Annotated in this window: 1 protein-coding gene; it reads right to left on the bottom strand. The window is 47.2% G+C overall.

Translation table 11 applies throughout. The features are described 5' to 3' along the window. Positions 1 to 195 (bottom strand): hypothetical protein (locus tag G4V62_RS19620; protein ID WP_212508861.1); only part of this gene is annotated, 195 nt, incomplete at its 3' end. Positions 196 to 307 lie beyond the last annotated feature (112 nt).

Below are 307 nucleotides of genomic sequence, written 5' to 3'. Positions count from 1 at the left end.
AAATCCCCTGACTCGTGAAATGTGGAAATCCATTTCCCGGTCAGGTGATGTTCTGTTCTCCGTTTCTAAGCGTGCACCGCTCCGCATTTCTTTGTTGTCTAGCTCTGGCTCGCTGAGACTGCGAAGCAGAAATCCTTTGTCTTGAGAAATGAAAAAGCCATTTCTCAGCCAATGATGTTCTGTTCTGCGTCTCAAAGCGTACTCGCCACCGCATTTCTTTGTTGTCCAGCTCTGGCTCGCTGAAGTTCCGGAGCAGAAATCTCTTGTCTTGAGAAATGAAAAAGCCATTTCTCAGCCAAGCGATGTT

Source organism: Litoribacterium kuwaitense (assembly GCF_011058155.1).
GTDB lineage: Bacteria > Bacillota > Bacilli > Bacillales > DSM-28697 > Litoribacterium > Litoribacterium kuwaitense.
The sequence above is the reverse complement of the archived record's forward strand: the minus strand, read 5'-3'. Positions and strand labels throughout refer to the sequence as shown.